The 14,046-nt window shown below is 60.1% G+C and carries 9 protein-coding genes; 4 read left to right on the forward strand and 5 right to left on the reverse strand.

Annotated elements, in window-relative coordinates; all coding sequences use genetic code 11:
• The first annotated feature begins 36 nt into the window (after positions 1 to 36).
• On the forward strand, positions 37 to 1,242 hold the full coding sequence (locus HDE79_RS10295; RefSeq protein ID WP_184601880.1) for a glycoside hydrolase family 27 protein: 1,206 nt from the start codon (positions 37 to 39) through the stop codon (positions 1,240 to 1,242).
• Positions 1,243 to 1,591: 349 nt separating this feature from the next.
• Here the strand turns inward: HDE79_RS10295 and HDE79_RS10300 are convergent, their stop codons facing one another.
• Positions 1,592 to 2,311 carry a FadR/GntR family transcriptional regulator gene (locus HDE79_RS10300; RefSeq protein WP_184601881.1) on the reverse strand — a complete coding sequence of 240 codons (720 nt, stop codon included), beginning with the start codon at positions 2,309 to 2,311 and terminating at the stop codon, positions 1,592 to 1,594.
• A 182-nt stretch (positions 2,312 to 2,493) separates the two neighbouring features.
• Complete coding sequence (locus HDE79_RS10305; RefSeq protein ID WP_343205944.1) at positions 2,494 to 2,673, reverse strand: hypothetical protein; 180 nt, start codon at positions 2,671 to 2,673, stop codon at positions 2,494 to 2,496.
• Between the two features lie 386 nt (positions 2,674 to 3,059).
• Here HDE79_RS10305 and HDE79_RS10310 point away from each other — a divergent pair, with 386 nt between their 5' ends.
• Complete coding sequence (locus tag HDE79_RS10310; protein ID WP_221437376.1) at positions 3,060 to 4,499, forward strand: sugar porter family MFS transporter; 1,440 nt, start codon at positions 3,060 to 3,062, stop codon at positions 4,497 to 4,499.
• Between the two features lie 4 nt (positions 4,500 to 4,503).
• Here HDE79_RS10310 and HDE79_RS10315 read toward each other — a convergent pair whose 3' ends face one another.
• Genes HDE79_RS10315 through HDE79_RS10325 form a run of 3 tightly spaced genes read right to left on the reverse strand, consistent with a single transcriptional unit; the run spans position 4,504 to position 8,491 of the window.
• Positions 4,504 to 5,280, reverse strand: a complete 777-nt coding sequence (locus HDE79_RS10315) for an SDR family oxidoreductase (RefSeq protein WP_343205945.1) — start codon at positions 5,278 to 5,280, stop codon at positions 4,504 to 4,506.
• On the reverse strand, positions 5,264 to 6,247 hold the full coding sequence (locus tag HDE79_RS10320) for an aldose 1-epimerase (RefSeq protein WP_184601883.1): 984 nt from the start codon (positions 6,245 to 6,247) through the stop codon (positions 5,264 to 5,266). Before HDE79_RS10320 ends, HDE79_RS10315 begins: the two co-directional genes overlap by 17 nt.
• 3 nt (positions 6,248 to 6,250) lie before the next feature.
• The gene (locus HDE79_RS10325) at positions 6,251 to 8,491 is read right to left on the reverse strand and encodes an alpha-galactosidase (protein WP_255488366.1); all 2,241 of its coding nucleotides are present in this window, start codon (positions 8,489 to 8,491) and stop codon (positions 6,251 to 6,253) included.
• 499 nt (positions 8,492 to 8,990) lie between these two features.
• Here HDE79_RS10325 and HDE79_RS10330 point away from each other — a divergent pair, with 499 nt between their 5' ends.
• A complete protein-coding gene (locus tag HDE79_RS10330) occupies positions 8,991 to 11,258 on the forward strand; it encodes a CBM35 domain-containing protein (RefSeq protein ID WP_184601884.1) in 2,268 nt (755 codons plus the stop codon).
• 43 nt (positions 11,259 to 11,301) lie between these two features.
• A complete protein-coding gene (locus HDE79_RS10335; protein WP_184601885.1) occupies positions 11,302 to 13,731 on the forward strand; it encodes a glycoside hydrolase N-terminal domain-containing protein in 2,430 nt (809 codons plus the stop codon).
• Positions 13,732 to 14,046: the final 315 nt, after the last annotated feature.

The following is a 14,046-nucleotide window of genomic DNA, read 5'->3' on the forward strand; positions in this document are numbered from 1 at the left end:
TATCCGATTTCGTTCAAACAGCCACGGGGAACATCGATGAAAAACTCTATTCCAAGCTTGTTGCGTGCGGCAGTTCCATTCGTGTTCGTCGCCGCCATTGCGGCGACCGCCACGCCAGTGCGCGCGGATGCAGCGACGCCGGCATTGCCGCAGATGGGCTTCAACAACTGGAATTCCACCCACTGTCGCGACGAGTTTGACGAGGCGATGATTCGCGGCATTGCCGACAAATTCATCAGCCTTGGTTTGCGTGATGCCGGGTACCGCTACGTCAACATCGACGACTGCTGGGCAAACTGGCAGCGTGACAAGGACGGCCATTTGCAGCCCAACCCCAAGCGTTTCCCCGACGGCATCAAGGCGCTGGCCGAATATATTCACCGGCATGGCCTGAAGTTTGGCTTGTATTCGAGTGCCGGCGTTTCCACCTGCGAGCCGCTGCAGGAAAATCGCGGCTTTCCCGGCGGCCTTGGCCACGAGAAAGACGATGCGGCGACCTTTGCCTCCTGGGATGTGGACTATCTCAAGTACGACAACTGCAACAACCAGAAAGTCGACGCCCATAAGCGTTATACCGCCATGGCCGAGGCGCTGCGCGGAAGCGGTCGGCAGATTTTCTTCAGCATGTGCGAATGGGGTGAGAACAAGCCCTGGTTGTGGGCCGGCAAGCCGCCGGTCGATGCCGGCTCGTGGCGCACCACCGGTGATATCAGCGACAACTACGCCTCGATGCTGAAGATCTTCAAGGAGAACGTGGTGCTCGACCGCTACGCCAGCCCCGGCCACTGGAACGATCCGGACATGCTCGAGGTGGGCAATGGCGGCATGACCGACCTCGAGTACCGCAGCCATTTCAGCCTGTGGTCGATCATGGCAGCGCCGCTGCTGATCGGTACGGACTTGCGTACGATCAAGCCCGATGCATTGCAGATACTGCTCAACAAGGAAGTCATTGCGGTGGACCAGGACCCGCTCGGTGTCCAGGGCCATCAGGTGCGCGACACCAGCGGCATCCATGTCATCGTCAAACCGCTCAAGGACGGCAGCCGAGCCGTGGCCGTGTTCAATGAAACCGATGCGGCACATGACGTCACCGTTACCGCCAGCGAGCTGGGCCTGAAGGCCGGCCAGAGCTACAACGTACGGGATCTGTGGGCGCACGCCCAGACCAAGGGAGACGGTTCGATCAAGACCGAGCTGGCGGCACATGCCACCGTGATGTATCGCATCGGCCGCCGCTGAGGTGCGAAAATCGTTCCCGCCAGCGCAAGCAACACGAGGTAGCAGTTGCCCGTGCTGGAGATAGAGAACGCGACCCTCGGCGTGCACATCGTGTTCGAAGTCGGCGGCGGACTGGCCGGCTTCGACTGACGCGCCCGCGGCCAGCCGATTCCGCTATCGCCCAATAGCAAAGACGAGCCGTTACCGATTCACGGCAGCGGTTGGCAGCGCGCATGGCGGGTGCATACAGGTGAGCCGCGCGCAGTGCAATGTCGTTGCACGAATCGGCGGGAGGAGCCCGTGGCGACGCTGCGGATCGGTTCGTTTCTGCGAGTTCGATTCGTTACACGATTGAGCGGATCGAACCCGGTTACGAACGCGTCGGTTTGCGAGCGCGACGGCGGATGTTGTTGCGCGAATCGCCGACCATCTTGATCATCGCCTGCCGCGCCACTTCCGGCTGCTTGCGCTGCACCGCCTCGTAGACTTTCAGATGCTGCGGCAGGGCAACGTTGAAGTTGGAAGCATTGCGCGCGGATAGGCGAAAATATGTCCCCAGCGCTGTTTCGATCACCGAGAACAGCGAAGACATCAGTTCGTTGTTGGCGGCCCGCAGCAGACGTTCGTGAAAGCTCAGGTCGGCCACGGCCCAGGCATCGAGGTCGGTTGCGGCAGCCATGGCCTCATACGCCTCTTTCAGCGAGGCCAGTTGCGCCGTCGTGCGGCGACGTGCGGCAGCGGCGGCGGCAGCCGGCTCGATGATCTCGCGCATCTCCACCAGCTTTTCGACGAAACTCTCGGTTGGCATCGAGGCGCAGCGCCAGCCCAGCACGTCGGCATCGAGCTGATTCCAGTAGATCGGGTCGCGCACGCGGGTACCGGTCTTTTGCCGCGACTCGATCAATCCCTTCGCGGAAAGCACCTTGATCGCCTCGCGCAATGCGGTGCGACTCACACTCATCTGCTCGGCAAGCAACTCTTCGCGCGGCAGGTTTTCACCGGGCTTGAGTTCGCCGGCGACGATCAGCCGCCCGAGCTCATGGACCACCTGTTTGTGTAGGTTGTGCACGGTAATGGGTTTCACAACCATGGCATGGCACTCTCGAAATGGATGCACCGACAACCAAAGTCGAGAACCATCCCCGGCTTGACCAAGTGAAATTATAATACAAAATAGTTGCTTGGCAGACGCCTCGTCGGCAATGACGCTGGCTTCGTCAGGCGACCGGGTTCATTCGCGCGACCGCTGCACACCGTGCTCGCTGCGCTCCTCTATGGTGACCATTCGCGGCGCAGGGCCGATTCGACTTCATCCATCGCTGACAGGATCAGTCCAAAACCCCGCCGCGTGTAGGCGTCGCTGATGGCAGGCATGCGGCGCAGCGTCTTGAGCAACGGCGACCACAAGGTGCTAACGAGGTGCAATATCTCTAAGAGATAGGCTTGTTTCACTCGCGAATTGTCCGCAAAAAGTATGGGCGTTGTAGTCAGACCCTGAGTTCAAAGGAAACGCACACTCTCGTCTTGTCTCAAAGAGATTACGGACGTGCAGTTTGTATGCCAGCTCAGCAGGTAATTCCACCCTGCTCAGATTTTTCGGTGACGTAAAAATGGGAATTACACGCACGCCATCGTGGCGTGTCTAGCCTATGAATGGAGTGTTGAAGAGCGTAGGTAGCTGATCGGATTTCGCTGCGGCAGCTTCGATTGCGTGGACCTATCGCTTCCTGCAGAATCGAAAGACCAGTGTCGTACCGGACTCGGGGCAGGCGTGCAGACGCTATCGCCGCATCGTTCATGCGACGAATCGAGAGCGACAGTATCCAAAGGAATTGTCCGTGCAAATCGCGAATGGCGTGCCCGATGACGCCCATGCCGTGCATGCCGATAGCGGCCTCTACATATGGCTAATTTGCCTGGTCGCAGCGCTTGGCGGTCTGCTTTTCGGCTACGACTGGGTCGTTATTGGCGGCGCCAAGATTTTCTACGAAACCTATTTCGGCATCCACGACCCGGCGATGTCCGGCTGGCTGATGAGTGCAGCCCTGGTTGGTTGCATCGCTGGAGCTGCGATGGCGGGCAAGCTTGCCGACCGTTTCGGCCGGCGCGCAGTGCTCATCGTCTCGGCGGCAGTGTTCTTAATCTGCGCGCTGGGCACTGCATGGGCGGACGGTGCCGGCACCTTTGCGACTTTCCGTATCATCGGCGGACTCGGTATCGGCTTGGCCTCCAGCATCTCACCGCTGTATATCGCTGAAGTCAGCCCTGCAGCACATCGGGGACGTTTCGTGGCGATCAACCAGTTCACCATCGTCGTCGGCGTGCTGCTGGCACAGTTGGTGAATCTGTCGATCGCCCGGCCGGTGCCGCCGGGCCTTGACGCGCACGCGCTGCTGCAATCGTGGAACGTGCAGCATGGCTGGCGCTGGATGTTCTTGAGCGGCGGTGTGCCGGCGGTGCTGTTCTTCGTGTTCGCAATGGTCATGCCCGAGTCGCCGCGATGGCTAAGCCGACGAGGTCGTCACGATGAGGCGGAGAGGGTACTGATGAAGATCGGCGGCGGCGCCTACGCCCGCGCTTCGCTGGCAGCCATCCGCACGGTACAGGACTCTACCTCTGGCGTTCGCGCGACCTGGCGCGATCTGCTCGACCGGCGTGTACGTCCGGTTGCCGTGATTGGCGTGACGCTAGCGGTGTTCCAACAATGGTGTGGGATAAACGTTATCTTCAACTATGCGCAGGACATCTTCGCTTCGGCGGGATTCGACATCAATGAAGGGCTGAGGTCGATTGTCGCCACCGGCTCGGTGAATCTGTTGTTCACGCTGCTGGCACTGGTGCTGGTGGATCGCTGGGGCCGGCGCAAGCTCATGCTGATTGGCGCTGGTGGTCTGTTTGCCGTCTATCTGCTGATCGGTGGCGCTTATGCACTGCACTTGCTCGGCCTGCCGGTGTTGCTGCTCGTGCTCGCGGCTATCGCGATCTACGCGACAACGTTGGCGCCGGTCACCTGGGTGCTGCTGTCTGAAATATTCCCGGATCGGATCCGCGCACAAGCGATCGCCATGAGTGTGTTTTGTCTCTGGACCGCGTGCTTCGTACTCACCTATACGTTCCCCTGGCTCAATACCCATCTTGGGCCGGCCGGCAGTTTCTGGTTGTATGGGCTGATCTGCGGTGCCGGTTTCCTGTTCGTACTGCGACGTGTTCCGGAGACTGCCGGCATACCGCTCGAGGTACTGGAAGCTCGGCTCGAACGCCGCACCGATGTGCGCTGAGAGCTCAGGCGTGATAAAGCTGGCTGCGGCCGCCGTCGATCAGCAAGTCCGTCGCGTTGATAAAGCGCGCCTCGTCGCTAGCCAGGAATAGCGCGGCATAGGCGACCTCTTCGGGTTCGCCGATACGTTTGCAGGGCAGAAGGTCAGTCTGCCTGCGGCACTCGGCTTCGGGGTCCGGGCATGACTTGAAATAGCGTTCGGTCGCCGGCGTCAGGATCAGTCCCGGCGAAATCGAGTTCACGCGAATACCATGGGCTGCGTATTCCAGCCCGAGCGCGCGAGTGAGTCCGATGAGGCCATGTTTTGCGACCGGATAGGGAAAACTGCCTGGAATGATCTTGTGCCCATGCACGGATGCAATGTTCACGATATGCCCGTAGCCTGCCTCGAGCATCGACGGCAGCACCGCGCGGGCACAGTGCCAGGCACCTTGCAGGTTGACACCGAGGTTGAGCTGCCAATCCGCTTCGCTCAAGGTCAGCGGATCGCGAAAGACATTGATGCCGGCGCCGTTGATCAGGATGTCGATGCGACCGAGTGCTTCCTGGGCCTGCGCCACGGCGTGCTGCACCTCGTCGGCAATCGACACATCTGCTCGCACCGCGATGGCACGGTGGCCCGAGTCTATGAGCTGACGCGCCAGCGCTTTGGCCGCGTCCGCATCCACGTCCAGCAGTGCCAGCGAGGCTCCTTCGCGCGCGAAAAGCTTGGCGATGGCGCTGCCGATGCCACTGGCGGCACCCGTGATCAAGGCGGTTCGGTTCTCAAGGCGTGGCTTCACGTGGTTCTCCTTTTCCGAAAGTTGCGGTGACCGATGGCATGGCGAGAGGTGCGCCATCGTCTTCCACGCGAAAGCAAAAATGCCGGCACAGGTGTCCGCTTGGTGCCAGAGCCGTCATACCGTGCGCCAGTGGTCCGCCGGGCAAATGCACGGCATCGATCGGATGGTCGACTGGCTCGAAACAGAAGAAATCGGCTTTGTCCGGCGTGTAGAGCAGGAATGCGCCGACATCCGCCAAGACGTGCAAGCGCAGTCCTTGCCGGAGCCAATGCACTGTGGCTTTGCCCGACCAGGGCAGGAAGCAGTGATTGAGCACTTCGCTCGGCAATGCCTTCGGCTGCCGAAAGTCCCAGTTGGAGGGTACTGACACGTTCTCCAATGGCAGCGGCGAGAGGCCGTCGTTCTGCCATACGCGAGCAGCGGGCGCATGCAAGGTAACGCCGTCGTGCAGTGCGATGAACGGATGCAGGCCAAGCCCGAACGGCAGCTTCGCGTCACCCGTATTGGTCACGCACAGTTCGATCTCCAGCGCGTCCCCACGCAGTGAATAAGTGAGCATGGCGCGGTAGGTGTACGCGTCCGACGCTCGCTCGTCCAGCACCAGTTGTACCTCGTCGGCAATATGCGACTGCATCGTCCACGTGCGGCGCCAGCCGCTGCCGTGGATGGGATATGGCTCGCCTGGACAGTTGGGCGACAACGCCACCGATGTGCCGGCAAAGTCGAATCCTCCGCACGAAATACGGTTGCTCCACGGCACGAGGGCATAACAGGCCAGGCGGTTGGGATCGAACGCCGCGCTGCCATCCGTAGGCGCCGGCATATACGGGCGCAGCAAGGGGAAGGCGACGTCTCGTCCAAGCCACTCGAAGCGGCCCAGCCCGCCCCCTTGCGTTGGCAGCACCTGCACGCGCAAATGCGTGTTCTCGAGCCAGCAACCCTCCTCCTCGATCATCGGCCGGCGCATCCGCTACTCGCGGTCGAAGGCGATGGCAGCACCCTGGAAATCGCCACGCATCACGACGTCGATGCCGACGTTCATCCAGTAGGCACCGCTCGCCACCGTTGGCGTACGCTCGGCCAACGTTCCCTGTAGCACGCGCACGCGGTAACGCGCATCCGCATCGAGCCCTTGGAGCCGCACCGTCGGGTAGAGATAGCCTTCGGTGCTGGAATGCAGGAACGCGAACAGCACGGCATGTGCCTTGTCGGGCGATACGTTCTCGGTGGCCGAATGCTCGCTGCCGCTATCGGGCGAGACCAGGCGATACAGGTCGCCATGCTGCACGGTCTCGCGGACCACTTTGTAGTCGGCGATCAGACGTTGTGCAGTGGTCACGTCTTGCGTGGTCCATTTCGTCAGGTTCGCGCCGATACCGAGCGAGCCCTGCATGGCTGACAGGAAACGGTATTCCAGCGACATGCTGCGCCCATCCATGGAGGAGGGCGAGTCGGTGACCCAGGCCATCATCACCCCAGGCGTATACGCCTGGGTAAAGCCGTCCTGGATGCGCAGACGGTCGAACGCATCGGTGTTGTCGGAAGGCCAGACTTCGTCGGTGAGATGCATGATGCCAAGATCCACGCGACCGCCGCCGCTGGAGCACGATTCAATCTCCACGTTCGGGTGCTTGCGACGAAGTTCTTCGAGAATGCCGTAGACATTGCTCACGAAGTCGACGTAGACATTTTTCTGCTGGTCGGGCGACACCTGTGGCCAACCTGGTTCGGACCAGCTGCGGTTGTAATCCCATTTGAGGAAGGCGATCTGGTTTTCGCTCAGCAATTTGTCCAGCGCACCGAACACGTAGGCGCGCACGTCCGGCCGCGCGAGGTTGAGCACCATCTGGTTACGGCCCAGGGTGCGTGGGCGGCCGGTCATGTTGAGCACCCAATCTGGATGCGCGCGGTACAGGTCGCTGTCCGGGTTGACCATCTCCGGTTCGACCCAGATGCCGAAGTCCATGCCTAGCGCATGGACGCGATCGATCAAAGGCTTCAGCCCATGCGGGAATTTCTGCGGGTTGACGGTCCAGTCGCCCAGCCCGGCCTTGTCGCTGTTGCGCGCGCCGAACCAGCCGTCATCCATCACAAAACGTTCGACGCCGATACTTGCCGCCTTCTCCGCAAGCGCAGTCTGCCCGGCTTCGTTGACGTCGAAGCCGGTCGCCTCCCAGGAGTTGTAGAGCACGGGCCGGGCTCGCGAGTGCGGCGCTTGCGGCAGGATGCGAGTGAGTTCCAGTCGGTGCAGCAGGCGCGAAGCCTCGCCCATGCCGCCGGTGGTGACGCCCGCATAGAAGCTAGGTGTTTGCAGACTTGCACCGGGTGCGAGCTTGTAGCCGAAATCAAACGGATTGAAGCCACCAGTGACACGTATCTGTTCGGTTTGGTCCTGCTCGATCGCAATCTGCCAGGAGCCGCTCCAAGCCAGGGCGCCAAACCAGACCTGTCCATGTGTTTCGCTCGCGTCGTTACGGCGGATGGCGAACCACGGCGCGTTCTGCATACCGGTACTGCCGCGGCGGCTTTCGAGCACGGTCTTGCCCGGTTGTACCGGGCGCTCGTAGATGCTGTTCTCGGCCGCCCAGCGGCCGGCAAGGAAGCGCAGCGTGTAATCGTGGCTGCGCGGCAAGAACCATGTGCCGGCGCTCGCCTGTTCCACGATAACCGGCGTCACCGTCCGGTTCTCAATGACCGCGCTGCGCCGCAGGATACCGGTGCCCGGGTCGATCTCGTACTGCAAGGTGACGACGATCGGGCGCTCGATGTCCTTCAAAACGACGGACAGCATGTTGCCGTGCACACTGTGCGACAGGTAGCGCAGGGCCAGGTCGCGATTGCCGTCTGGAAACGTCACCTTGAGATCCGGTTCGTAGTAGAGCCCTTCACCCCAACCGGCATATTCCTGCGGCACCGCGTCGACTGCGCCATTGATCGAGTCGCCGCCGGGAGGTGCGACGGGTGCCGGCAAAGGGTCGCCCGGTGCCAGTCGTGGCCCCCAATAGATCGACTGCAGTTGCCCCTTTTCGTTGACCCCGAGCGCGTAGGTCACCTTGGCCGCATCCAACCGGAAGACATGGCCCGATACATCGATGTGTGCTGCGCTGTCGCTGGCCGCCGCTCGTGCGTCGACCATCGCGCCACATGCCACCAACATCATCGCGCCAAGGATCGCCATGTAACGGTGGGCGCATGTTCTTGGAAATTTCATCAGGCGAGGAACCCCTTTTGTTGTTTGCTTAACTGCCGCCGGTCATTTTGCGACCGGTGCGACCGAGCACGCTCAGTAGTGGCCGCGCCCACATTTTTAATCACTCTTGACAAGGATGGGTAAGCAAGCCAAGTAATGATTTTACTATAATACGACAAATAGATTTTCGATCTGCTTTCCCTTCAAGGAGGCGACCATGCCAACCATGGAGGCATGGTCCACCAGGCGTTTACCTGAAAGCTCGATGACCGTGTGACCATCGCGTGCATCGTCAAGTCTTTTCTGTCTTTTCTGCAGTTTCCTCCTCCAGAAAATATTGCATCGCCGCAATAGCTATGCCGCATGCCGCAGTTCTCATTTGTCCTACAAATAATTCTTGACAGGGTGCGCCGCGCAGGCCTAGTTTAATTTGTACTACAAATATACTTTTGCCGGGCGTGGGGATGCTTCGGTGAAAGCCCGGCTGTGGCCGTTAAATACCTAAAGGACGAATTCTTCAATGAATGTCTCTGTATGGGCGCCCCGCGATCCGAACGTAGTCACTTCCGCCGCACGCAGCCAAGGCCTCTCCCTGCGGCGTGTAATCAACTCCATTTTTCCGCGTTGCGCATTGGCTATCGGTTTGTTCGGCATTGCCGCTGTGGCGAACGCGCAGGTCAATGGCGTCGCGCACACGCCTTATCTCGGCTGGAGCAGCTTCAGTCAGCAGACGCTCGATTCGAGCTATCTGACCCAGGCCAACATGATTCTCCAGTCCGATGCGCTGGCTTCGTCGGGCCTGCAGGCGCATGGCTTCGACTACATCAATATGGATTCGGGCTGGCAGGGGAGTTTCGATGTGAATGGCCGACCGACGCCCAATCTGCCGATTTTTCCGGATATCAAGGCGTTGATCGATCACATCCACCAGAACGGCCAGAAGGCCGGCATCTACTGGATCCCTGGTGTCGAAGAGCCGGCGGTGCTGGCCAACTCGCCGATTCTCGGCTCGTCGTATCACATCCAGGACATCCTGGCGGTGCCTTATACGGCCGGGAACGCATTCGGTGGGCCAGGTACGTCGCCTTATCACTACAAGATCGATTTCAGCAAACCCGGTGCACAGGAGTACATCGACTCGGTAGTGGCCTTGTTCGCTTCCTGGGGCGTGGACTTCATCAAGCTCGACGGCGTCACGCCGGGCTCGTATAGCGACAATCTGAGCATCAACAATCTCGATGATGTCGCAGCCTGGTCGAAGGCGATTAGCAGGAGCGGGCGACCGATCTGGCTGACGGTGTCATGGCAGGTCGATCAGGACTACATCAGCACGTGGCAGCAGTTTTCCAACGCGCGGCGCATCGATGACGATGTCGAATGCGAAGGCCGCTGCGCGACGTTGACCGATTGGCCGCGCATCTACAAGCGCTTTCGCGATATCCCAAGTTGGGAACATGCAACCAATGCGACACTGGGATGGAACGATCTGGATTCACTCGACGTTGGCGACGACGAGCTGGATGGGCTGACCAAGGATGAAAAACGTTCGGCAGTAACGCTATGGGCGATGGCCAACGCTCCGATGTATCTCGGCGGCGATCTCACCAAGATCGACGATTTCGGTAAACGCCTGATGACCAACGATGAGGTACTTGCCGTCGATCAATCCGGCAAGCCGGCGACGCAAGTACTGGGCGGCGATCACCAGGTATGGGTCTCCGATCTTGGGCATGGCGAGTACTACGTTGCGTTATTCAATATGAATGCCTTGCCGGCAGTGGTCGAGTTACCCTGGAACGAGCTTGGCCTGGATGGCGCACGGGAGGTTCGCGACTTGTGGACGCATACCGAACTGGGTAGCTCATCGCGATCGTTCTCGACGCGACTCGAAGGGCATGGTGTGCGCCTGCTCAAGATTTCGACGACACCTGGGCACGCTGCACTGACACCCAGCGAGGGCTACGAAGCCGAATCTGCGACATTGGCCGGCACGGCTGCCGTTGCCGGTTGCAGCGGTTGTTCCGGCGGCAGCAAGGTTGGCGGCCTTGGCCTCGGCGCAGGTAACACGGTGACGTTCAACAACGTCTACGTACGCCACGCTGGCGTCTACCTGATGCAGATCGATTCGATGACGCTGAGTCTGCGTTCGTCGCTGTACAAAGTGAACGACGGCCCGTTTCAAACCTTCAACTCCGGCGGCGGCAGCTTTTCGATTCCATCGGCGAGCACGGTGCCAGTGTGCCTGAAAGCCGGCTACAACAGCATCCAGTTTGGCAATCCCACCAGCTATTCGCCGGATATGGATCGCATCGTGATCAGCGGCGATGGCCATGCGGTCTTGCCGACAGCCACCGTGTACGAAGCTGAGGCGGCCACCTTGGGCGGCACGGTAACGGCAGGTTTCAGCAACTATGCATCGGGGCTTTCCAAGGCGGGAAATATCGGTGGGGGGCCGGCAAATACGGTGACCTTCACCAACGTGACCGTTCCCGTATCCGGTGTCTATCAGCTGGAGATCGACTATGCGACCAACGGTCAGCGCACACTGTTTGTCACCGTCAATGGCGGCCAGGCGCGGCAGCTGGATTTGAACGGAAGCACATTCGACGATCCCGTGCCGACGATCATTACGGTACCGCTCAAGGCCGGCGCCAACACCATCCAGATGGGCAACCCCAATGTGAACGGATTTGCGCCCGATCTCGATCGCATCGTGGTGGCGCCGGTCGTTGGCTCGGCTTGGTCATCTGCCGGTGACACCACCCAAACCTGTCCGAGCGGCAAGTAGTTATTGCCTGAGATGCCGACGATAAGGTCCCAAGAGAGCGTCGATGAGTAACGAAGAAGAGCAGGTGCACCTGGATGACGCGCGTTCGGATCTGATGGCCCGGCGCCGGTTCTTGAAAATGACCGGCACCATGGCAGCCATGCTGCCATGGCTTGGTTTACCCAGGTTTGCCGAAGGCGGCTCCGTACAACGCCCCGTCGGCGCCCTGCCGGCGGCGGTGTCAACGCATACGCTTTGGTATGACACGCCAGCACCGGAGTCGAACGTGCTGCGCGAGGGCTTGCCGATCGGCAATGGGCATCTTGGTGCCCTGGTTGGTGGCGATCCGGCGAGAAATTTTCTTTACCTCACCGATGCCTCGATGTGGCTCGGCGAGCGCGATGTACCGTTGGGTGACGACGGCCAGTTTGAGTACACGACGGCGCACTTCGGCAGCCTGGTGATGCTGGCCAGGTTGTACCTGTCGATAGAAGGGCATGAGGCTGCGAACATCACCGGGTACCGCCGCGAGCTGGACCTGGGCCAGGGGTGCGTTCGCGTGACGTATCAAAAAAATGGCTTCGGCTACGCGTGTGAAATCTTTGCCAGTCACCCGGATGACATGATTGCCGTCCATCTGTCTCAAATCGGCGGTGGCGTCTATAACGGTTCTATCGAGTTGCAGGGCATGCATGGCGAAGCCGCCCACCATGAAGCCGAGAGTGCAAGCAGCCATTTCGAAGGTGTCCTGGACAATGGCCTCAAGTACGCGGCGAACATCAAGGCCGTTGCGGTGTCCGGCACGGTAACGGCGGATGCCAAGGGGCTTCGTTTTGCGAACTGCGAGGCGCTTACGGTCATCTTCTGCGGAGGCACCAACTACACCCCGGATCTGGCGATGAGCTACATGGATGCCTCGCTCGATCCATTAAAGCTTTCGGTGAAGAAAGCAGAAACTGCCGCCAAACATACGCCGGCAATGCTGCTGCATACGCACGTGGTCGATTATCGTTCCTTGTTCGACACGATGAGTGTCGACTTCGGTGCGTCGACGAAGGCACAGCGCGAGATGGATACGTGGACGCGTCTTCAGGCACGGGCCACGACCGGCTCACCCGCCGATCCGGAACTGGAGGCATCTTATCTACAGTTTGGGCGCTATCTGACGATTGCCGGTTCGCGCGGCAGCTTGCCGACCGGTCTGCAGGGCCTCTGGATAAGCGACAACGCGCCTCCCTGGATGGCCGACTATCACAGCGACGTCAACATCCAGATGAATTACTGGCTGCCGGACCGCGCCGGCCTGCCTTCGTGCTTCGATGCCTTGACCGACTATTGCCTCAGCCAGGTGGCCTCCTGGACGGCCATAACGCGTCAGCACTTCAACGATCCGCGTAATGTGTTTCGCAATAGTTCGGGCAAGATCGCCGGCTGGACAATGGGCATTTCCACCAATATCTATGGCGGCGGAGGCTGGCGATGGCATCCGGCTGGCGGTGCATGGCTGTGCAACAATCTTTGGCAGCACTATCAGTACACCCAGGATCGGAACCACCTTGCGCGCATCTATCCCCTGCTCAAGGGCGCCTGCGAGTTTTGGGAGTCGCGACTGCTTACCGTCACTGTGATGGATCCGAAGACGGGCGTCGCGCGCGATGTCTTGATCGATGACGCCGACTGGTCGCCGGAGCAGGGGCCGCTCGATGCCAAGGGCATCACCTATGCACAGGAATGGGTCTGGGACCTGTTCGAGAACTATCGTCAGGCAAGTTCGCTATTAAGCAAGGACGCGGACTATGCCGCATCGATAGCGCAGCTGCAGGCGCGTCTCTATCTGCCTCAGGTGAGCCCCAAGAATGGTTGGCTGGAGGAATGGATGACGCCAGACAATCTCGGTGAGACGAGGCACCGGCATTTGTCGCCGCTGGTGGGCTTCTTTCCCGGCGATCGCATTCGCCTCGACACCAGCCCACCTGCATTGATCGAAGGCGTTACCCGGTTGCTCGAGGCTCGAGGTACGAGCGGCTATGGCTGGGCTTGCGCCTGGCGTGCGATTTGCTGGGCGCGCCTCAAGAAAGCAGAAAAGGCCTATCAGCTATTGCTCACCAATCTGTTGCCATCGAAAAACCATAGCAACGGCACCGCGCAGAATTTCTTCGATGTGTACAACATAAGCGCCGACAGCGACGCCTTCCAAATCGACGCCAACTACGGCACGCCGACAGCGATGCTGGAGATGTTGATGTATTCGCGCCCCGGCTTGATCGAGCTGCTGCCGGCACTACCCAAAGCCTGGACGGCCTCGGGTAGCGTGACGGGCATGGGCGCGCGCGGCGGCTTTCAGGTCGACTTCTCCTGGCGACAAGGCAAAATCGTGTCGGTCACGGTGCGAAGCATCGGCGGCGAACAGACGCGCGTGAAATGCGGTGCATGGACGAAGCCGATCGCGCTTCATGCAGGCGCGTCGGTCACGATCAAACCCAACGACACCTGAGTCATTGCGAGCTTATGATCAAGCAGATAAGTCGGATCGGATGGATCGCGTTGCTTGTGGCCGCGATCGATGTTGGTTGTCGAAGATGCTGCATTAGATAGATGCTAATCCGACACCCATTTAGATGCGCATCGGGTTGGAGACGGTCTCGTAAGCTAGCGCTATGCCATAGTAGGATTCGCCAAAGCGTGCCTTCAACCCGATAGCTAGGGAAAGAACTTTATTCCGTGGTTTCTTTGAGCGACTTTGGCGTACTGGGTGTCCTAGGATAGAACTTAGTTTTTATCCTTCTCCTCTCCAGATGTAGGGTCTAGC

Origin of the sequence: Rhodanobacter sp. MP1X3 (genome assembly GCF_014207165.1) — a bacterium.
In the GTDB taxonomy this organism is placed as follows: domain Bacteria; phylum Pseudomonadota; class Gammaproteobacteria; order Xanthomonadales; family Rhodanobacteraceae; genus Rhodanobacter.